Source organism: Flaviflagellibacter deserti (assembly GCF_042652085.1).
GTDB classification, from domain to species: domain Bacteria; phylum Pseudomonadota; class Alphaproteobacteria; order Rhizobiales; family Methylopilaceae; genus Flaviflagellibacter; species Flaviflagellibacter deserti.
Genome location: NZ_JBHSJF010000006.1, coordinates 521,268 through 541,092 on the forward strand (window position 1 = coordinate 521,268; position 19,825 = coordinate 541,092).

General features: G+C 65.1%; 16 protein-coding genes. 9 read left to right on the forward strand and 7 right to left on the reverse strand.

Translation table 11 applies throughout. The features are described 5' to 3' along the window. Nucleotides 1-76 precede the first annotated feature (76 nt). From ACFPFW_RS09510 to ACFPFW_RS09525, 4 genes are read left to right on the forward strand one after another with little or no spacing between them, the layout of a single operon-like run. Nucleotides 77-1,222 carry an ABC transporter permease gene (locus ACFPFW_RS09510; protein WP_379770440.1) on the forward strand — a complete coding sequence of 382 codons (1,146 nt, stop codon included), beginning with the start codon at nucleotides 77-79 and terminating at the stop codon, nucleotides 1,220-1,222. 2 nt (nucleotides 1,223-1,224) lie between these two features. Further along, on the forward strand, nucleotides 1,225-2,037 hold the full coding sequence (locus ACFPFW_RS09515; protein ID WP_114955835.1) for an ABC transporter ATP-binding protein: 813 nt from the start codon (nucleotides 1,225-1,227) through the stop codon (nucleotides 2,035-2,037). Nucleotides 2,038-2,040: 3 nt separating this feature from the next. Beyond that, nucleotides 2,041-3,354, forward strand: a complete 1,314-nt coding sequence (locus tag ACFPFW_RS09520) for an MCE family protein (protein WP_114955834.1) — start codon at nucleotides 2,041-2,043, stop codon at nucleotides 3,352-3,354. Between the two features lie 50 nt (nucleotides 3,355-3,404). Then, a complete protein-coding gene (locus tag ACFPFW_RS09525; RefSeq protein ID WP_379770445.1) occupies nucleotides 3,405-4,013 on the forward strand; it encodes an ABC-type transport auxiliary lipoprotein family protein in 609 nt (202 codons plus the stop codon). 115 nt (nucleotides 4,014-4,128) lie between these two features. Here the strand turns inward: ACFPFW_RS09525 and ACFPFW_RS09530 are convergent, their stop codons facing one another. The 5 genes from ACFPFW_RS09530 to ACFPFW_RS09550 form a co-directional block, all read right to left on the reverse strand. Then, nucleotides 4,129-9,690 carry an apolipoprotein A-IV repeat region-like domain-containing protein gene (locus tag ACFPFW_RS09530; protein ID WP_162799591.1) on the reverse strand — a complete coding sequence of 1,854 codons (5,562 nt, stop codon included), beginning with the start codon at nucleotides 9,688-9,690 and terminating at the stop codon, nucleotides 4,129-4,131. A gap of 419 nt (nucleotides 9,691-10,109) precedes the next feature. Beyond that, complete coding sequence (locus tag ACFPFW_RS09535; protein WP_114955831.1) at nucleotides 10,110-10,559, reverse strand: hypothetical protein; 450 nt, start codon at nucleotides 10,557-10,559, stop codon at nucleotides 10,110-10,112. A gap of 445 nt (nucleotides 10,560-11,004) precedes the next feature. Then, entirely contained in the window at nucleotides 11,005-12,033 is a 1,029-nt protein-coding gene (locus ACFPFW_RS09540; protein ID WP_114955830.1) for an NAD(P)/FAD-dependent oxidoreductase, read from the reverse strand. Between the two features lie 116 nt (nucleotides 12,034-12,149). Further along, nucleotides 12,150-12,470, reverse strand: a complete 321-nt coding sequence (locus ACFPFW_RS09545) for a 2Fe-2S iron-sulfur cluster-binding protein (protein ID WP_114955829.1) — start codon at nucleotides 12,468-12,470, stop codon at nucleotides 12,150-12,152. A 125-nt stretch (nucleotides 12,471-12,595) separates the two neighbouring features. Continuing rightward, entirely contained in the window at nucleotides 12,596-12,898 is a 303-nt protein-coding gene (locus ACFPFW_RS09550) for an Hpt domain-containing protein (RefSeq protein WP_379770449.1), read from the reverse strand. Between the two features lie 249 nt (nucleotides 12,899-13,147). Between ACFPFW_RS09550 and ACFPFW_RS09555 the strand changes: the two genes are divergently transcribed. From ACFPFW_RS09555 to ACFPFW_RS09575, 5 genes are all read left to right on the forward strand, one after another. Next, complete coding sequence (locus tag ACFPFW_RS09555; protein WP_114955827.1) at nucleotides 13,148-13,672, forward strand: SixA phosphatase family protein; 525 nt, start codon at nucleotides 13,148-13,150, stop codon at nucleotides 13,670-13,672. Further along, complete coding sequence (locus tag ACFPFW_RS09560) at nucleotides 13,669-15,135, forward strand: YcjX family GTP-binding protein (RefSeq protein WP_114955826.1); 1,467 nt, start codon at nucleotides 13,669-13,671, stop codon at nucleotides 15,133-15,135. Before ACFPFW_RS09555 ends, ACFPFW_RS09560 begins: the two co-directional genes overlap by 4 nt. Beyond that, nucleotides 15,135-16,139: a YcjF family protein gene (locus tag ACFPFW_RS09565; RefSeq protein WP_114955825.1), complete on the forward strand. Its 1,005-nt coding sequence runs from the start codon at nucleotides 15,135-15,137 to the stop codon at nucleotides 16,137-16,139. Before ACFPFW_RS09560 ends, ACFPFW_RS09565 begins: the two co-directional genes overlap by 1 nt. Before the next feature lie 75 nt (nucleotides 16,140-16,214). Further along, the gene (locus tag ACFPFW_RS09570; protein WP_114955824.1) at nucleotides 16,215-17,063 is read left to right on the forward strand and encodes an oxidoreductase; all 849 of its coding nucleotides are present in this window, start codon (nucleotides 16,215-16,217) and stop codon (nucleotides 17,061-17,063) included. An 88-nt stretch (nucleotides 17,064-17,151) separates the two neighbouring features. Further along, the gene (locus tag ACFPFW_RS09575; RefSeq protein ID WP_162799590.1) at nucleotides 17,152-17,613 is read left to right on the forward strand and encodes a YqhG/Tai3 family protein; all 462 of its coding nucleotides are present in this window, start codon (nucleotides 17,152-17,154) and stop codon (nucleotides 17,611-17,613) included. On the opposite strand, the gene ACFPFW_RS09580 is transcribed toward ACFPFW_RS09575, so the two are convergent. Both ACFPFW_RS09580 and ribB read right to left on the reverse strand, forming a co-directional pair. Continuing rightward, on the reverse strand, nucleotides 17,614-18,693 hold the full coding sequence (locus tag ACFPFW_RS09580; RefSeq protein ID WP_114955822.1) for an AbrB family transcriptional regulator: 1,080 nt from the start codon (nucleotides 18,691-18,693) through the stop codon (nucleotides 17,614-17,616). 4 nt (nucleotides 18,694-18,697) lie between these two features. Then, complete coding sequence (gene ribB, locus ACFPFW_RS09585; RefSeq protein WP_114955821.1) at nucleotides 18,698-19,780, reverse strand: 3,4-dihydroxy-2-butanone-4-phosphate synthase; 1,083 nt, start codon at nucleotides 19,778-19,780, stop codon at nucleotides 18,698-18,700. Between the last annotated feature and the right edge of the window lie 45 nt (nucleotides 19,781-19,825).

Consider the following 19,825-nt stretch of genomic DNA (forward strand, 5'->3'; position numbering starts at 1 on the left):
CCACCGTTCTTGTCTTTCCGAGCTGCCCTCTCTCAGGTAGAAGCCTTCGGGTCAATCCACCGCAGGACGGAAATCCTTGAGCACAGCGGCAATCGGGCCGGGTCTTGTGTCGTCCTCGCTGGGGCAGGCGCACAGATTGCGTCTTTCCGGCGAATGGACGGCGACCCACGCCGACGACCTGGAGGAACTGGTCGAGGAAACGGCGAAGCAACTCGCTGGCCGGCAGGTCGCGCTCGATCTCGAACAGGTATCGCGGGTCGATACGGTTGGCGCGTTGCTGCTCGACCGTCTGCGTCGGATGATCGTCGCCAGCGGCGGGGTGAGCGTTATCGAGGGCGGACGGCCGGAGCAACGCATCCTGATCGATGCGGTGGCTACCGACACGCCGCGCGAAAGTGTGCCACCGGCGAAGAAGGGCAGCGCCGCGCTGATGCTTGTCGCCGATATCGGCCGCGGCGTCATCAATGCCGGCAATGACCTCAAGGCGTGGATGTCGTTCCTCGGCGCGATCGTGGTGACGCTCGGCCGGGTGATCGTGCATCCCTCGAAGTTCCGGTTCACGAGCTTCGTCCATCATCTCGAACTGGTTGGACTGCGCGCGGTGCCGATCATCTGCCTGATCTCGTTCCTGGTCGGCGCGATCGTCTCGCAGCAGAGCATTTTCCAGCTTCGATATTTCGGCGCGACGATCTTCGTCGTCGACCTCATCGGCATCCTCGCTCTGCGCGAACTTGGCGTGCTCCTGACGGCGATCATGCTGGCTGGTCGCTCCGGCTCCGCCTTCACCGCCGAGATCGGCTCAATGAAGATGCGCGAGGAGATCGACGCGATCCGCGTCATGGCGCTCGACGATATCGAGGTGCTGATCCTGCCGCGTATGCTGGCGCTGATCATCTCCTTGACATTGCTCGCTTTTCTCGCGGAGATCGCGGCATTGGCCGGCGGCTGCGTGGTCGCGTTGGTCTATGGCGGGATCAGCCTCGATGTCTTCCTCGCCCGTCTGCACGAGACTTTGACCATGGATTCCTTCCTGGTCGGCATGATCAAGGCGCCGTTCATGGGGCTTGTGATCGGCCTGATTGCGACCATCGAGGGCATGAAAGTCGAGGGTTCGGCGGAGTCGCTCGGCATCCGCACGACAGCCTCCGTCGTGAAGTCGATCTTCATGGTGATCGTGCTCGACGGCATTTTCGCCATCTTCTTCGCTGCAATCGGTCTGTGACGATGGCACTGACCGAAGAATACTACCTCCCACACTCGGAACCCGTGCCCGGCCGGGAAGCGATCATCCGCGTCCGCGATCTCGCGGCGGGTTTCGGAGAGCGGCTGATCGTCGACGGGCTCAATCTCGATGTCTGGCGGGGCGAAATCCTCGGCGTTGTAGGTGCATCGGGCACCGGCAAATCGGTGCTGACCCGCACGATCATCGGACTCGTCCCGAAGAGGCGCGGCACGGTCGAGGTGTTCGGCGTCGATCTCGACAGGGCTTCGCTGAAGGAAGGTCTGGCGGTGGAACGGCGCTGGGGCGTGCTGTTCCAGCAGGGCGCGCTGTTCTCGTCGCTGACCGTGAAGCAGAACATCCAGGTGCCGCTCCGCGAGCACACCAATTTCTCGCCGCGTCTCCTCGAAGAGATCGCGATGCTGAAGCTCGAACTTGTCGGCCTGAAGCCGCGGGCCGCCGATCTCTACCCGTCGGAGCTTTCCGGCGGCATGATCAAGCGTGCGGCCCTGGCGCGAGCCCTGGCCCTCGACCCCGAACTGATCTTCCTGGACGAGCCGACCTCCGGTCTCGATCCGATCGGCGCGCAGGACTTCGACGACCTGATCCTGACGCTGAGGCGAACTTTGGGGCTCACCGTTTTCATGGTAACCCATGACCTCGACAGCCTTTCGCGCGCCTGCGACCGGATCGCGGCGCTGGGTGAGAAGAAGGTGCTCGCGGAAGGACCGTTCTCCGAAATGCGGAAGGCCACTCATCCGTGGCTGAAGGACTATTTCCAAGGACCGCGTGCGCGGGCCGCGCAGGGATTGAGCTGATCGATGGAAACGCGCGCAAATCACGTCCTGATCGGCTTCTTCACGCTCGCGGTGCTCGTCGGTGCGTTCGGGTTCGTCTGGTGGTTCGGCGGCAATTCTTCGAGCGACCGGACATCCTATCGCGTGGTGTTCGAGGGCTCGGTATCCGGCCTGACGCGGGGCTCAGCCGTGCTGTTCAACGGCCTGACGGTGGGCGAGGTGACGGAAATCCAGTTCTCGTCGAGCGAGCCGGGCAAGATCTACACGAGGATCGCGGTCGACCCGGGCGTTCCGGTGCGGACGGACACCAAGGCGCGGCTGGAGTCGCAGGGCCTTACCGGCGTGTCCTCCGTGATGCTGGAGGGCGGCAAGAACGATGCCCCGGTGCTGGCGGCGTCGATTGCGGGCGACCTCCCTACGATCGTTGCGGAGCCGGGCGGCTATGCCAGCGTGATGGAAGGCGCCCGCAAGATCATGGAACGCGCCGACGGCATCCTCAATCAGGTGCAGAAGGTGGTCGAGACCAATACGGGCCCGATCAACCAGTCGATTGCCAACGTCCAGAAATTCACCGACGCGCTGGCCAAGAACTCGGACGGCATCGACGACTTCCTGGCCGCGACCGGCGAGATGGCGAAGGCGGTTTCGGCCGTCGCCGGGCCGTTGCAGGAACTGACGCTCGATGCGCGTCAGATCGTGAAAGCGGTCGACCCGCAGAAGGTCGCCAATATCGTCGGCAGTGCGGAGAAGTTCGCGATCGAACTCGGCGCGGTGGGTCCGAAGCTGGGCGTGGTGCTTGACCAGGCCGGCGACGTGACGACGAACCTGATCGCCGCCAGCGACAAGCTCAATACGACTCTCACCGGCATCCAGTCGGTGGTCGCCGCGGTCGATCCGGAAAAGATCAGGAAGGTCGTCGATAACGCGACCTTGTTTTCCGAGACCCTGGCCCGCAACGGGCCGTCGGTCGACGAGATCGTCTCCGATGCCCGCGAACTGTCCGATCGCCTGAACAAGGCCTCCGTCCGCGTCGACGGCATCCTCCAGCGCGCCGATTCGCTCCTTGGCGAAGGTCAGAACGCGGGCGTGTTCGATGAAGTGCGCGAAGCTGCGAAGTCGATCCGGATCCTTTCCGACAATCTCGACAAGCGCACAGCGTCGCTTTCCGGTGACATTACGAAGTTTACTGGCACCGGACTGCGCGATCTGAGTGGACTTATCGCGAATGGTCGGGAAACTCTCGCCGGGGTGGACCGTGTGGTGCGCGAACTTGAACGAAATCCCCAACGGTTCCTGTTTGGTGGCGGCGGTGTTTCGGACTACTCTCCGCGCCGCTGATGCCGGCCGGATCGGGGAAGGCTATCGGGCCAGGGCTGGAGAACGTCAGAGTGCTGCCGACACAAAGTGAGCTTGGTTCCGCGCGACGTGTGCTCGCCGTCGCATCGATCGCCCTCGCCCTGGGTGGTTGTCTTGCGGAGCGTCCCAACGCGACATTCGATCTTGCCGCCGCGCAGGGATTCCAGGGCAGGGCGGCGTCCGGCAAGGGCGTCCTCGTCGTCGCCGAGCCGACCGCGATCCAGACGATCGATTCCCAGAGCATGGTCGTTCGCAGCGGCGATCAGGTCAGCTATGTGCCGGGCTCGCAATGGTCCGACCGGCTGCCGAAACTGCTGCAGACCCGCATCGTCCAGAGCTTCGAGAATGCGGGCCGCATCGGCTCGGTCGGCCGTTCCGACGACAGGCTGTCCGGCGATTATCAATTGCTGACCGACATCCGTACCTTCGAGATCAATGCCGGCGGCGGTGCGCAGGCGCGTGTCGAGATCGCGGCGAAGATCGTCAGCACCCGCGACGGCCGTGTCCTGTCCGGTCGGGTGTTCTCGGCCCAGGCCCCGGCGGGCGGTGCGATCAACGGCTCGTCCGCCTCGTCCTCGCTCGACCGGGCGCTGTCCCAGGTGCTGAGTGAACTGGTCGGTTGGGCTAGCGGCATCGTCTGAGACGACCTTGATAGGCTAACGGGAAAGGGCGCTCAGGCGCCTATCTCTTTGTCCGGAGCCGCAACAAAAAAGGGGCGCCCGAGAGCGCCCCTTTTCCTCTTTTCTTTGCGTTTCCTCAGCTGTCGAACCGTCCCGACGCATGGGCCAGCAGGGTGTAGACCTTGCCTGTTTCGGACGAGATGTAGCCACGCGCGGTCGCCGGATCCCGGTCGCTCCGCGAGATCTCCTCGAGCAGCCGCTCGAACTCGCCGACGTAGCGATCGACGGTCTGGCGGAAATCACGGCTCTGGCCGTAGCGCCGACGCACATCCTCGAAGGTCTGGGCGCCGTCGGCGGTGTAGAGGCGCGTCGGGTTGAAGGAATTCGCCTCGCCGCGGCGATACCGCTCCCACATCTCCAGCATCGCGCGGGTGTTGATGAGGGTGTCGATCTCGTTGGCCAGCGCTTCGAGCGATTCCGTCGAGCGCGACTGGCGACCGCGCGGAGGCGTCTCGGCCGGACGCGCCGGGGCGGGTTCGCCGCCTTCATCGCGCGAGGCGCGGGCGAGGAGGCCCGAGAGCCAGCCGCCTTCATTGCCGGCGCCATTCGCCGGAGGCGTCGGCTCCTCGGCGGCGCGGCGCGAGGAACGCGCGGCCGGAGCGGCATCGTTCGAGCGACGGGCTGCGGGAGCCGGAGCCGGCGGCGGAGCTTCCGCCGGCTGGCGGCGCTCGCCGCGCGGACGCGGCGTTTCGGCGAAGGCGTAATCGGCCTGGCGCGGCTCGACGGCGTCGTGCAGGCCACCCTGGCGGGCTGCGATCTCGCTGAGCGCGTTGAGGGCCTTGATCTGCTCGGAAACCACACGGCGGATGGCGGAGGTGTTCTCCTCGGTCTCCTTCGGCATCGCGAGAACGCCACGACGGAGCTCCTCGCGAGTGGTCTCGAGCTCCGACTGGATCGAGGCGGTCATCTGCTGCATGTCCGAGGCGACCGAACCGAGGCCATCCGACGCGCCCTTCAGCAGGCTGGTCATCTCCGCGATGGTGGCTTCGTAGGTCGAGCGCAGTGCACGCGCGGTGCGTTCGCGCTCGTCGGTCGAGACAGAGCGAAGCTGCTCGAACTGGTCCTTGAAACCAGTGGTCGCCGCCGAAAGCTGGTCGGCGAGGGTGGCGCTCGCATCTCGGGCGCGGCCTTCCGCCTGGGCCAGGCTCTCGTCGATCAGCTTGGCGAAGCCGCGCAGGACGTCGTCGAGGTCGCTGGTGCGGGAGTCGATCGTTGCCGCGAGTGTCTCGAGCGCGCGACGACGATTGTCGAGCGTATCCTCCAGCGAGTGCTGGGTCGAACCGAGCGCATTGACGGCGTGGGCCAGGGCATGGCCCTGCTGGTCGAAGCGGTCGGTGAGATTGGCGAGGTCGTTCAGCACGCCGCGGCCGACGGTGCGGAGCGCGTCGACCTGATCGGAGAGCGTCGCGCTCTTCTGGGTCGTCGCACGGCCGAGTTCGTCGATCGTCTGCTCGGCGCGGACGACGAGTTCGCCGATTGTGTTGCTGGCGCCTTGAATGTTCTGGACCGAGGTCGAGATCGCACCACGAAGCTGGTCGCCCGCACCACGGAGTTCCTTGGCCGCGCGCAGAGCTTCGGTGGAGATGGAGTCGGCGACGCCGGAGAGAGCCTGCTCGGCGTCCTGCTTGACCTGAGCACTGAGCGATTTGATCTCGGCGCTGGCGCGCTCGGTCTCGCCGGCGATGGCGCTGGTGACACCGGTGAGCGACTGGGCAACCTCGTCGCGCATACGGTCGATCGAGGTGGAGAGGGCACGCTGTGCCATGTCGGTCTGCTGCTGGACCGTCTGGACCACCGAGGCGCCGACCTTCTTGACCTCGTCGGACAGCTCGTTGCGACGCTCGGAAAGCGTCTGAACGAAGCGCGAGCCGTTTTCGTCGAGCACGCGGGCGAGTTCAGTCGAGCGCGCACCGAGCGTATCGGCGAGACCCTCGGTCTGCTCGCGGAGCGTCGTGACGGTTTCGGAGGACAGCTTCTCCAGCGTCTTCTCGATTTCGGTCGCGGTACCCAGCAGCGTATCGGAGACCTTCTGGACCTTGTCCGACAAGCGTTCGCTGAGCGCGTCGCTGCGGCTCTCCAGGGTCGAAGAGACGGCGTCGAGACGGCCGACGACGGTCATCTCGAAACGTTCGATGCGGCTGTCGAGCGTCTCCGCGACCTCCATGGCCTTCTGGCCGAGGACGGAGTTGACGGCATCCGCGCGTCCGGTGAGCACCTCGACCACCGCCTCGGCGCGAGTCGAGACGTCCTCGGCGAAGCGCTGGGCGCGATCGTCCAGGCTCGAAGTCAGCTCACGACCACCATCGGCGAGCGTCCGGGACAGTTCGAGCGTGCGGGCCGCGAGCATTTCGTTGAAGCTCTCGGTGCGGGCGTCGAGGCCGTCGCCGATACGCTGCAGACGGCCTTCCAGCTCTTCGCTGATCTCGACGACCTTGCCGGAGGCCTGGTCGCCGAAGCCGTCGAGACGCGTGCGGACCGCATTGTCGAGCTCTTCGGTGCGGCGGGCGAATAAAGTCTCGAACACTTCCGAGTGCTTGGTCAGAGCCGCGTCGACGTTCTCCGCACCGGAGAGGAAGATCTGGTCGACCGCCTCGCCGCGGCGATGCAGGACGTTCTCGAAGGTTTCGACATAGCGGCCGAGGGTCGTGTCGAGCGTGTTGGCACCGCTTGCGATCGCCTGCTCGACGCCCTCGCTCCGGCTGTTGAGGACAGTCTCGAAGCTTTCGACGTAACGGCTGAGTGTGGCGTCGAGGGATTCCGCGCCGCCCTGCAGCGCCTGGTCGATCGCTTCGGCGCGCGTCGTGAGGAGGTCGACGACGGCCGGAGCGCGGACATTGAGGACCTGTTCGAGATCTTGCACACGGCTGGCGAGCGTCGAGTCGATGAAGGCCGCATCGCCCGAGAGCTTCTCGGCGATTTCCTGCGCGCGAACCGAGATAAGGCCGTCGAGCTCGGAGATCGATGCCGCAAGGACGTCGGTAACGGCGGTGCCGCGGGTCATCAGAAGGTCAGACAGTTGCTCCGTTGTCTCGGTCAGCTGTTCGTTGATCTTCGTGCTGCGGCGAGCGATCGACTGGGCCAGCTCGCCACCGACGAAGGTGACCTGCTGCGCGAGTTCGTTGACGCGGCTGACGAGCGTCTCGCCGAGACCGGTCGCGGCACCCTCCAGCTCCTCACGGGCGTGCAGGACGCTCGCATGGACACGTTCGTTGAGGCGCTGCTCGAAGGTTTCAGCGGAGCTGAGAATGTGCTCGCCGGCATTCGCCGCGGCGAGGGTCAGCCGGTTTTCGAGCTCGTCGCCACGCGTGACGATGAGGTCGTGGATGCGGTCGACCGTCGAGGAAAGGGTATCGGTGAGGATACCGCCGCGGTCGGCGATGGTCTCCGAGATACGGTCCGTCGCAACACTGAGCGTACGCTCGACGGCGTCGGCGCGGTGGGCGAGGACCTGCTCGGCGGCGTGGGCACCTGCTTCCAGCGCGTCACGGGCGATGCTGATGCGGGCATCGAGCGTGTCGATCATCCGACCAGCCGCGTCCTGCAACGTCATTTCGAGTGCTTCGCTACGGCTGATCAGCGTCTCGTGGACGCGATCACTGACCGTGGCCATGCGGTCGCTGGCGAGCGAGATGACGCGCTCGATCGCTTCGCTGCGCTCGGCGATGATCTCTTCCGCGGAACGGGCACCGGCTTCGAGCGCGTCGCGAGCCGTCAGGATGCGGGAATCCAGGGTCTCGACCATGCGGTCGCCGACGGCTTGCAAGCCCATCTCAAGCGCGTCGCCGCGGCCGACAATAGCCTCGTGGATGCGGTCGCTGGCCGATTCCATCCGTTCGGCGAGGCCCATGCCGCGCTCGTCCAGGATGGTGGTGAGGCGGGCACCGGTCTCGTCGAGCTTGGCTGTGACCTCGGAGCCGCGGAGCGAGAGGTCTAGCAGCAGGCTGTCGCCGGTCGTCTTCAGCGTCTCGTTCACGTCGGTGACACGATCGGTGATCGTCTTCGATACTTCGGCGCTGGTTTCGTGCAGCGTCTGCGTAAGCTGTTCGGCGCGGTCGATGAAGGTCGAGGCAAGCTCCTTGCCCGAACGCTCCAGCGTCTCGTTGACCAGCTCGCCGCGGCTCGAAATCGTCTCGGCGATGCGAGCGCCGGTATCGGAGATCGCGTCCGTCATTTCGCGGGCGCGCTCGGTCAGCGTGACGGTCAGCGCGGTGCCGGTCGTGACCATGGTCTCGGCAATGTCGCGGGCGCGCTCGGTCAAGGTCGAGGTCAAGGTCGCACTCGACTCATTCAGCGCACGCGACACGCTCTCGCCGCGCTCGGTGAGCGTGGAGGTGAGGTTCACCGTCGTCGAGGACAGCGTATCGACGATGATCTGGGCGCGGCTGCCGAGAGCCTCGGTGAGATCCGAGGTCGTCTGGGACAGGGCGTCGGTCAGGATCTGGGCGCGGGTTGTCAGTGCGTCGGTCAGGGAGGCGCTGGTGCTGCTGAGCGCCGACGTGATCGTCTGCGAACGCTGTTCCAGCGAGTCGGAGATGCTGTTGCTGGTCGCGATGAAATTGTCGGCGACGGCGCGCGAGCGCTCGTCGAATGTGCGCGTGATCTCGGTGCTCGTGGTGAGCAATGTTTCCTGGATGCTCGTAGCGCGGGTGCCGAGCTCGGAGGTCAGGCGCTCGCTCGTCACGGCGAGGCTCTGGTTGAATTCCGAGCCGGTCTCGTTGAGGCGGTCGATCAGGCCGTGGCTCTGCGTCGTGACGGCCGTGATCAGGCTCTCGCCGGCGCTCGAGACCATCTGCGTGATCTGCATGCTCTTGTCGCCGAGCGCGCGGGTGACGCGGTCGCCGGCCTGGGTGATCGACGAGGTGAGCTGGTCGGAGGCAAGCGCGATCTCGCGCGACAGGCCGCTATGGGCGCCTTCGATCGAGTCGCGGAGTTCGCCGGCATTCGTGACGAGCGCCTCGCGCTGCGAACGCAGATCGTCGATCAGCACGCGCATGCGCGCTTCATTGTCCTGATAGGCGCGCTCGAGCGTGACGACTTCGCCGCGCACGGTGGCTTCGAGCTCGGCCGCGCGGGTGAGCATACGCTCCAGCCCGCTGTCCATGGCGTTGATCTCGCGCCGGACGGCATCGCCAAGCGATGCGACAGAGGCGATACCGGTGCGGTCAGGCTCGGCGAGGCGGATCGCGACCTGCGTCATCGAGCGGGCGACGGCGCGCATGTCCTGCGCGCGCTGGGCAAGCGCTCCCAGAACGAAGAAGAACAGGATCGGCGCGGCGACCAGGATGACCATCATCGCGGCCTGGGCGAAGCCCTCCGTCGAGGACAGATCGAGCGGCGACTGGCTGATCTGCGCGAAGATATAGACGATGCTCAGAGCGGCCCAGACGGCGGATACGAGGAACGCCGTGACCATCGGCCCAGAGGACGAGCGGCGCTGCAGGCCATGCAGGACGTGCGAGAAGGAACGGGCGTCGTCGTTCGCGGGGCGCTGCTTGGCCTGGAGCGAGCCGGATTCCGGATTCTTCGGGGCGAACAGGTCGTCGTCGGCGTGGGGGGCTGGACTTTCGAGGAGAGCTTCCTCGAGCGCGGACAGAGCCGCGTCTGAATGATTTTGCGCCGTGACGGGATTATTCGCCATTTCTGCCTCGCTGCCGCATCCGCAATACTCAAGTCGGCCGCGTCCTGGAGGAAGAGACAGGACTGCCGTGCCAAACGTTGACACGCCATTCCAACTCTCCGGGTGACCCCCGTCCCCCCACCGAAACATGAGTCCCAAAAACCCACGCCCGGCTATAGTTCGCCGCACCTCAATCTAGCCAAGCGCACAGGGGATGGGAACCGTTCGTGACACAAACCCGACAACGTCGTTAACGGTCCATTCACCATAAAATGGAAGTCAGGACCAGACGTATCTGGGCAACAAAAGGGCTGTGGAAGGGCGAGATTTGGCTGGCTAAAGCGCCAGTTTTCGCAGCAGAGGCACGGCGCTTTTGCTTTGCTTGTGCTTGCCCGGCATCCGCAGCCCGCCTCTTGGGCGGGCCGGGTCCTATGCGGGGATCAGGCCGCGCGCGTCTGACGCTTCCAGATATGCGGGGCGTGGAAACCGTAGACGGCCAGCGCGGCCGCCAGCGGGGCTCCGAATAGGATCGAGACGAGGCCTGCGAGCGATACGAATTGCTCCGAGCTTGCCTCCCACGGGATCAGGTTCGAGCCGAATGCGAAGATCGCCATCGACAGGCGGACGAACAGCACGCTCGCGAGAAACTTCCAGACGAAGGGCCGGAACAGGGGCCAAGACTTCAGGAAACAGAAGAAGCCGACGATGTTGGCGAGGTCCATGATGAGGATGGCGCCGTTGAAGGCGAGCGTCCGCGGCGTGCTTTGGAAGCCGTGATGGATGAACGTCACCAGCCCGACGAAGAAGAACAGGACGAGCAGGCTGAAATAGGCCCAGACCACGATCTGCCTTTTGGTCGGTGCGTACGGGTTGATGACATGACTGGCCAAAATGAACTCCTTCCTTTCTTTCCTGTTGGGGCAGAGCGGAGTGCTCCTCGTTGCAGCACCTGCCTCGGCATTAAACCTAACGCGAGGAAGGCACTTGGCTGCCGTGGGTCCATCTGTTTACGATTGATTAACCAGTCGATCGCAGGGGGCCTTTGCTCGCCGTGGGCATTTCAACATTCGCCGAATGGCTAGTACCATTCGCAGTCTTCATAGCTTTTGCCGTCTGGTGGTCGGACAGTGTGGTGAGGCGTTGGGCAGCGGTGACGACGGTAATCGTGCTGCTCATTCTCGCTCACCGCTGGGACACGTTCGTCGCGGATCACGGCGTGAGCTGTTATTCCGAGCGAAACGGGCCCTTGGCCTGCGGTTAGATGACAGTTTTATGTCACAATCAACAAAAAGGGCGCCCGAAGGCGCCCTTTTTACTTTCAGAGATGGCAGTTGATCAGGCGACGCCGAGCTTCTTCTGAAGGCTCGTCGAAGACGTCGTGTATTGGAACACGATCCGCTTGTCAGGATTGACCCGGCGCGCGACCGCCTGGGACATCAGGGCAGCCTCGTGGAAGCCCGACAGGATGAGCTTGAGCTTGCCTGGATAGGTGTTGATGTCGCCGATGGCATAGATGCCGGGCTCGCTCGTCTCGAACTTCTCGGTGTCGACCGGGATCAGGTTCTCGTGGAGATGGATGCCCCATTCCGCGAGCGGACCGAGCTTCATGGTCAGGCCGAAGAACGGCAGCATGGCCTCGGCTTCGATGTCGAAGATCTCGCCGTCATTACCCTTGACGGTGGCCGCCTCGAGCTTGCCGTCGGTGCCCTTGAGCTCGGTGACCTGGCCGATCTTGAGATCGATCCTGCCCTCGGCAACCAGTGCCCGCATCTTGTTGACGCTATCCGGCGCGGCACGGAAGTCGTCGCGGCGGTGGAGCAGGGTGACCTTGCCGCAGACCGGCGTCAGGTTGAGCGTCCAGTCGAGAGCCGAGTCGCCGCCGCCGACGATGAGGACGTTTTTGTCGCGGAAGGCTTCCATCTTGCGGACGGAATAGAAGACTGATTCCTTCTCGAACTCGTCGACGTTCGAGATCGGCGGCTTCTTCGGCTGGAACGAGCCGCCACCGGCCGCGATGACGACGGCCTTGGTCTCGAACACCGTGCCGGCGTTCGTGGTCAGGCGGAAGCCGTCCTCGCCGAGGCGCTCGAGCGTGTCGACCTGCTCGTTGAGATGGAATTCGGCACCGAACGGCTTGATCTGGGCCAGCAGATTGTCGGTCAGGCCTTGCCCGGTGACTTCCGGCAGGCCGGGAATGTCGTAGATCGGCTTCTCGGGATAGAGCTCGGCGCACTGGCCACCGACCTTGTCGAGGATGTCGATGACATGGGCCTTGATGTCGAGGAGGCCCAGCTCGAAGACGGCAAACAGCCCGCACGGGCCGGCGCCGACAATCACAACATCGGTCTTGATGATATCGGTCATGGAATCCGGATCGTCTTCACTACGGGCATCCGCATACGCCCTCTTGGGAAAGAAGGCACTCACTTAGACCGTGCAGGGCAGTTGTGAAAGCCCCGAGGGGCTAGGTTGGAACAGTACTAACCTTGGCGCGACGGCGTGTGGACGACGAGGCCGTCGAGTGTGTCGGAAACCTTGATCTGGCAGGAGAGGCGGCTGGTCGGCCGGACCTCGAAGGCGAAGTCCAGCATGTCCTCTTCCATCGGCGACGGTCCGCCTACGGTCGCCGACCATGCATCATCGACATAGACGTGGCAGGTGGCGCAGGAGCAGGCGCCGCCGCACTCGGCCTCGATCTCCGGGATCGCGTTGCGCAGCGCCGTCTCCATCACCGTCGAGCCGTTTTCGGCATCGACCGTGCGGGACTCGCCAGATGAATCAGTGAAGGTGATGCTGGGCATTGTTTCTCGCACACAAACCTGAAAGGCAGCCAAGCCGCCTTTCGAAAAGCTGCGCACCGTTTAGGACCAAAACGCACGCCGCGCTAGGCCCTGTAATCGCTCTAAGGAGCGACGAAAAGTACTGATCAGGCGTCGGTCAGGAGATCGTCGATCTCGCCGCAGACTTCCGAGATGGCCTCGGCGAGCGCGGCGACCGCGTCACCGGCCGGAAGGCCATGACGAGCCGCCGTTTCGAGGGCGGCCGCCGCGGAGGCTACACGCCAGGCGCCTACGCCCTTTGCGGAGCCGTTGAGCGCGTGAGCGATTTCAAGCCGGTTGGACGGGTTGTTGAGCGCGTCGAGCTGAAAGAGGACCTGACGGGCCTGACGGCGGAAGAGGGCGAGTACCTCACGCTCCACCGAGCGATCGCCGAGGGTCTGGCGAGACAAATGGACCAGATCCAACGGACGTTCGTAAGCAGAAGACTCAACGCGTTGTGCGACAGACATCTCGATAGTTTCCTAAAGAACCCGTTTTGGTAGTCTCCCCCAGATCAAGCTGGGTTCAGCTTGAATGCCCCGTCCGCAATGTCGAATTTATGGCGGTTTGGATGGACGGAAGGTTAACCCGACCTCATCTCCCCATGGATAGTTGTCATTTTCGTAACATTCCCGAGCTCCATTGCCCGAAAGACACACATGCGCCGTCTCGTTTTGTTCCGCCACGCCAAGTCTGACCGCCCCGAGGGAGTTGAGGATCACGACCGGCCGCTTGCGTCACGGGGGAAGCTTGCCGCCGGCGCCATGGGCGAATGGATGGCTGAGAAGGGCATCATTCCCGATCTCGTGATCTGTTCGACCTCGGTACGGACCCGGCAGACCTGGGCGCTGGCCAAGCCCGCGTTCGAGCCCGAGCCGGAGACCATCTACGAGGAGCGCATCTACGAGGCGCGGCCGGACGATCTGCTCGACGTTATCCGAGAGACGAGTTCCGACGTTCAGACGCTCATGCTGGTCGGGCACAATCCGGGGATGGAGATCCTGACCGGGGTTTTGGCTGAGAGCGGGGAGCCGGACGTGGTCGATCGGTTCGAGAAGAAGTTTCCGACGGCGGCGGTCGCTGTACTCGACTTCGAGGACGAGCCCTGGGCGGCAATCGAGGAGAAGACCGCCTGGCTGACGACCTTCGTGACGCCCAAGTTCCTCGGCATCCACGAGGAATGAAGGTTTCCGATCTCAGCCATGAAGCGCGCATCGTCGCCTCGAGCATGCTCGACGCGGCGGCGGAGGCGCTCAACCCGACGGTGAGGCTCGGCGTGACCGGCCTCTCGCGGGCGGGCAAGACAGTGTTCATCACCGCACTCGTCCACGCGCTGACGAACGGTGCGCGGATGCCGCTGTTCCGCGCCTATGCCGACGGGCGGCTGATCGGAGCGCGGCTCTCGCCGCAGCCCGACGATTCCGTCCCGCGCTTCGACATCGAGACGCATCTGAAGGCGCTTCTGGAAGACCGGAAGTGGCCGCAATCGACCCGGCGGATCTCTGAGCTTCGGCTCATCGTCGATTTCGGATCCGAAACATTTCTGGGGCGCAGGCGTGGGACGTCGCATCTGACTCTCGACATCGTCGATTACCCAGGCGAATGGCTGCTCGACCTCGGCCTGATGGGAAAGACCTATTCGCAGTGGTCTGCGGAGACCGTGGCGATGAGCCGTCGCGGCGCGCGGCAGGAGTTCGCCAGGGACTGGCACAAGCACCTGAAGACGCTCGATGCCGCCGCGCCGGAAAGCGAAGCGGAAGCAAGAGCCTCCGCCGATCTCTTCACCGCCTATCTGCGGTCGTCCCGCGAGGCCCGGCACGCGCTTTCGGCATTGCCTCCGGGCCGCTTCCTGATGCCGGGCGATCTCGAAGGCTCGCCCATGCTGACCTTCGCGCCGCTCGATGTCGCAGCGGATGCGGAGCCGAAGCCGGGAACGCTCCATGCGATGATGGCGCGTCGCTACGATGCGTATGTCGACGGCGTGGTCCGGCCGTTCTTCCGCGATCATTTCGCGCGGCTCGACCGCCAGATCGTGCTGGTCGACGTGCTGGCTGCGCTCGATGCCGGGCCCGACGCCGTGTCCGACCTCGAAACCGCGCTCGTCGATGTGCTGGCGGCGTTTCGTCATGGGCGGAATTCCTGGCTGACGGCGCTGTTTCGACCGCGCGTCGACAAGATCCTGTTCGCGGCGACCAAGGCCGACCATCTCCACCACACGAGCCATGACCGGCTGGAAGCGATCCTCGGCCGTCTCGTCCAGCGCGCCCGCGAAACCGCGCAGTTTGGCGGCGCGGAGGTCGACGTGCTGGCGATTTCTGCCGTCCGAGCGACGCGGGAGGCGACCGCCAAGCGCGGCAAGCAGGAGCTCCCGGTCATCGCCGGAACGCCGGAGCCGGGCGAACGCTCGGGCGACAAGACCTTCACCGGCGAGGAAGAGATCGGCGTGTTTCCGGGCGATCTGCCGGCCGATCCTAATGTGGCGCTCGCTCCCGGCGGCTATCGCGGCCGCGCCGAGACCGGCGAGGGCGATGTCGGCATCATCCGCTTCCGCCCGCCGAAACTCGAAGGCCCGTGGGGCAAGACACGGCTGCCGCATATCCGCATGGACCGCGTGCTCCAATTCCTGCTCGGGGATAAATTGGCCTGATGTCGCAGAAACCCCGCCGTCCCGAGACGTTCACGCTCGACGATCCGGAACTCGTCTTCGCCGAGCAGCAGCCGGACGTGATCGACCTGATGGCCGAGCCGCCGCAAAACGGCGAGATCGCTGAGGTGTCGGCGGTCGCGACCGCCACTACGCCGCGCCGGTCGCGGCTCGGCGCCGTGCTCTGGACCGCGCTGGGCGGCCTCGTCTCGCTGGCATTCGGTCTTGGTGTCACCAATCTGATCGAGGATCTGTTCGCCCGCGCGCCATGGCTCGGCTGGGTCGGTGTCTATTTCACCGTCCTGTTGGTCATCGCGCTCGTGCTGATCCTAGGCCGGGAGGCTTTGGCGCTCCGGCGCCTTGCGAAGATCGACGACCTGCGGGCGAGGGCGGAGACCGCGATCCGCACGGACGACCGGACGATGGCGCTCGGCGTCGTGTCGAGCCTCGAAGGCGTCTATTCCAGCCATGCCCGCACCGCGCGCGGACGCGCCAGCCTCGCCCGCGAGAAGACCGAGATCATCGACGGAGCGGACCTCGTCCGGCTGGCGGAGCGCGAACTGATGACGGGTCTCGACGCCGAGGCTCGCTATCTCGTCGCGGGCGCGGCGAAGCGGGTCTCGGTGATCACCGCTGTCGCGCCCCGTGCCGTGATCGACATCGCGGTGGTCGGCTTCACCGCCGTCTCGCTGATCCGGCGCATCGCCGACGTCTATGGGGGGCGGCCCGGCACGCTCGGATTCCTGCGTCTCCTGCGGCAAGTGCTGACCCATCTCGCGGTAACGGGCGGCATGGCGGCGGGCGAGGGGTTTCTGGACCAGATCGTCGGCCATGGCCTGGCCGCGAAGCTGTCGGCGCGGCTCGGCGAGGGCGTCATCAACGGCATTCTGACCGCGCGCATTGGCCTTGCGGCGATCGCCGTCTGCCGTCCGCTGCCGTTCGCGGCCCGGAGCGCGCCGACTTTGCGCGAGGTCGCTGGCGGCCTGTTCGACAAAAGTCCAACCTAGCAGGGTCCGGTTCCGGAGCCATATAGGGGCTGGCCGGCTCGTCTCCGGCCTTCCAATCTTTCCAAGGACACTGCCATGCCCACCAACGGCAAACCCGTCTGGTTCATCACCGGATGTTCGACCGGATTCGGCCGCGAACTCGCCAGGCACACGCTCGAACTCGGCTATCCAACCGTCGTCACCGCCCGCAACCCGGCACAGGTCGAGGACCTCGTAAAGGGACACGAGGACATCGCTCTTGCTCTCAAGCTGGACGTCACCAAGGCCGAGGACATCGCCGCCTCGGTCAAGGCCGCGACCGAGCGCTTCGGCAGGATCGACGTCCTCGTGAACAATGCCGGCATCGGATATTTCGGCTCGTTCGAGGAGAGCGAGATGCCGGAAGTCCAGAAGATGTTCGACATCAATGTCTGGGGTCTCGTGAACATGACCCGCGCCGTGTTGCCGCTGATGCGCAAGCAGCGCTCCGGTCACATCGTCAACATCTCGTCGATGGGTGGCATCACCTCGTTCCCGACATTCAGCTTCTACCACGGCACCAAATATGCCGTGGAAGGCATGTCGGAATCGCTCGCCCAGGAAGTCGCTCCGCTCGGCATCAAGGTTCTGATTGTCGAACCGTCGGGCTTCCGCACGGACTGGGCCGGCCGCTCGGCGAATGAGGCGCCACAGACTATCGAAGACTATCACCAGACGTCCGGCGCTCGCATGGCTCAGGTGCGCGGCTATTCAGGAAAGCAGCCCGGGGATCCGGAGCGCGCGGCGAAGGCGATCGTGAAGGCCGTCGAGGCGGAAAATCCGCCGCTTCGGCTCCTGCTCGGCAAGACCGCGTTCACGGTAGCCCAGCAGAAGATCGAACTCCTGAAGCGCGACTTCACCGCCTGGGAAGAGACGACCAAGGGCGCCGACTTCCCCGACGCCTGACCGATCCCGCCCGGATACCCTGATTGGCGAGGTGTCCGGGCGATCGGCATTCCGCTAAGACGCATCTGCCCCGATGGAGCTTCGACAGATGCGTTCTCTCCGAATTCCGACCATTGCCGCCGCCGCTCTCGTCGCCAGCCTGGCATCCGCGCATGCCGATCCGGCAGCCGAGGCTTTCCTGCATTCGATCTACGATGCCTACAGCGGCGAGAACGGCGGCGGGGTCATGCTCGATGACGCGGCGCTGCCCGGCTATTTCACGCCGCATCTCGTCGGGCTGATCCAGGACGACATCAAGATTGCGGAAGCGAAGGGCGAAGTGCCGAAGCTCGATGGCGATCCCTTCATCGATGCACAGGACTGGAAGATCAGCGACCTCGCAATCAAGGTCGAGGACAGGGATGCGAGCCACGCGCTCGGCACCGTCAGCTACAGGAATTTCGACCAGCCCCAGGTGATGAAGCTCGACCTCGTGAAGGGCGCCGATGGCTGGCGGATCGAGGAGATCACCGGGCAGACCGGCAAGCTCAGCGCGATCTTTCAGAACTGATCAGTCGAGCGGGCCGTCCGGCGGCTCCTCGCTGCGCCTCTGGCCGCGTTTCGCCATGTAGCGGGCGAGATGCGGGCCAATGAAGAGCACCGCGAAGAAGCGCAGGGTCTGCATCGCAACGACGAAGGGAACGTCGACCGGTGTCGAGGCGGCGATGATCGCGACGGAGTCCGCGCCACCCGGACTGGTGGCCAGATATGCGGTCAGCGGATCGATGCCGGCATAGCGCACGAGCAGGAAGGCAAAGAAACCGCAGATCGTCATCAGCAGCAGGATCGCGGCGAACACCTGGGGCAGAGTCCGGCGGACATGCCCCAGGATCTGTTTGGTGAAGCCGAGGCCGTTGTTCCACCCGGCGAGCGCGTATGCGACGACGAGGAGCCACGGCGGCAGGAAGATGTCGATCAGCCCGAGCGGGTGCAGGATCGAGCCGATGACGAGCGGCACGGTGAAGCCGCCGGCCGGTATCTTCAGCCATTGCGCGATCAGGACGCCGGAGGCGGCGAGGCCGACCGTCTCGGCGAGCGGCACCCATTCGATCGGCGGAAACCAGACGATGTCGATCTGGCCGCTGATATCGGCGAACAGGCGCGCGACAAGCGGCGCGGCCAAGGCGACCATCGCGACGCGCAGATATTGCATGAAGGCGACGAGCCGGGCGTCGGCGCCGTAGGCCTCGGCCATCAGCACCATGGCGGTCGCGCCGCCCGGCCAGCAGCTCCAGAACGCGGTCGTGCCGGGGAAGACCTGCATCCGGGCCAGCGTCCAGCTCAGGGCGGCGCTGGCGGCCAGGACCGCGACGACCAGGGCGGCGAAGATCGGGGCGTGGCTTGCGACCACGTCGAGCGTCGAGGGCGTGATGCTGCGGACGATGAGGCAGGAAATCAGCGCCTGGGCGCAATTATAGGGCAGGCGCGCGACGCGGAGGGTGCCGCCGTTGGTGGCGACGAGGATCGCCGCGATAAGCGGGCCCATCAGCAGCGCGGCCGGAAGGCGTACCAGCTCGAGCAGGGTTGCCAGAACGGCCGAAAGCGCGATGAGAAGGGTCCATTGCGGACCGCGACCGAGGCCCGCAATCACCTTGTCAGCACTCCTGGATGTCGGTTGCTTCGATGTCGATGCCGAAGCCGGTCAGGCCGACATAATGGCGTTCCTTGGAGGCCAGCAGCCGGATCGAGGAGACGCCGAGATCGCGCAGGATCTGCGCTCCAAGACCGACCTCGCGCCATTGCTCGTCGCGTTTCGAGGCGGTGTCGTCGCGGATCGTGCTGACCGGGACGCCGGCGGTGCCGTCGCGGAGATAGACGAGGACGCCCTTGCCGTTCTTGCCGAAGGCGCGGAAGGCGGACTTGATCGCCTTGGCATTGCCGAAGACGTCGGTCAGGGCATCGGCTCTGTGGAGACGAGCGGGGATTCCGCGGCCATTGCCGAGATCGCCGTAGACGAGGGCGATGTGGTGCACCGCGTCGAACGGCGTCGTGTAGGCATAGCCCTTGAGCACGCCGATCTCGGTCTCGACCGGGAATTCGGAGACGCGGGTGACGAGCTTCTCGCGCGCCTGGCGATACGAGATTAGGTCGGCGACCGAGATGCGGATCAGCTCGTGTGCCTTGGCGAAGGCATCGACCTGGGGGCCGCGCATGACCGTGCCGTCGTCGTTGACGAGTTCGGCGATGACGCCGACCGGCGGCAGGCAAGCCAACTTGCAGAGATCGACCGCGGCCTCGGTATGGCCGGAGCGCATCAGCACGCCGCCCTCGCGGGCGATCAGCGGGAAGATGTGGCCGGGCCGCACGAAGTCCGCCGCGCCCATATTGCCGTTGGCCAGCGCGCGCACCGTCGTCGTGCGCTCCTCGGCCGAGATGCCGGTCGTCGTGCCGTGCTTGGCGTCGACGGAGATCGTGAAGGCCGTGCTCATCGGCGCGTCGTTGTCGGCCACCATAGGCGACAGCCGCAGCCGCCGCGCCTCGTCGCCGGTCAGCGGCGCGCAGACGATACCAGAGGTGTGGCGGATGGTGAAGGCGAGCTTCTCGGGTGTCGCGAGCGAGGCGGCGAAGATGATGTCGCCCTCGTTCTCGCGGTCGTCGTCGTCGGTGACGACGACCATGGCGCCCTTGGCGAAGGCTTCGATAGCGCCGCGGACGCTGGCGATTGGATCGTTGCTCATGTCTGAAAACGGACCTCATGGTGAGCCGCCCGCTTCGCGGGCGTG

Bases quoted from the DNA above. Each gene is read 5' to 3' on its own strand.
- ACFPFW_RS09515 (WP_114955835.1), top strand. From the start codon at position 1,225: ATGGCACTGACCGAAGAATACTACCTCCCACACTCGGAACCCGTGCCC.
- ACFPFW_RS09520 (WP_114955834.1), top strand. From the start codon at position 2,041: ATGGAAACGCGCGCAAATCACGTCCTGATCGGCTTCTTCACGCTCGCG.
- ACFPFW_RS09530 (WP_162799591.1), bottom strand. From the start codon at position 9,690: ATGGCGAATAATCCCGTCACGGCGCAAAATCATTCAGACGCGGCTCTG.
- ACFPFW_RS09540 (WP_114955830.1), bottom strand. From the start codon at position 12,033: ATGACCGATATCATCAAGACCGATGTTGTGATTGTCGGCGCCGGCCCG.
- ACFPFW_RS09545 (WP_114955829.1), bottom strand. From the start codon at position 12,470: ATGCCCAGCATCACCTTCACTGATTCATCTGGCGAGTCCCGCACGGTC.
- ACFPFW_RS09555 (WP_114955827.1), top strand. From the start codon at position 13,148: ATGCGCCGTCTCGTTTTGTTCCGCCACGCCAAGTCTGACCGCCCCGAG.
- ACFPFW_RS09560 (WP_114955826.1), top strand. From the start codon at position 13,669: ATGAAGGTTTCCGATCTCAGCCATGAAGCGCGCATCGTCGCCTCGAGC.
- ACFPFW_RS09565 (WP_114955825.1), top strand. From the start codon at position 15,135: ATGTCGCAGAAACCCCGCCGTCCCGAGACGTTCACGCTCGACGATCCG.
- ACFPFW_RS09570 (WP_114955824.1), top strand. From the start codon at position 16,215: ATGCCCACCAACGGCAAACCCGTCTGGTTCATCACCGGATGTTCGACC.
- ACFPFW_RS09575 (WP_162799590.1), top strand. From the start codon at position 17,152: ATGCGTTCTCTCCGAATTCCGACCATTGCCGCCGCCGCTCTCGTCGCC.
- ribB (WP_114955821.1), bottom strand. From the start codon at position 19,780: ATGAGCAACGATCCAATCGCCAGCGTCCGCGGCGCTATCGAAGCCTTC.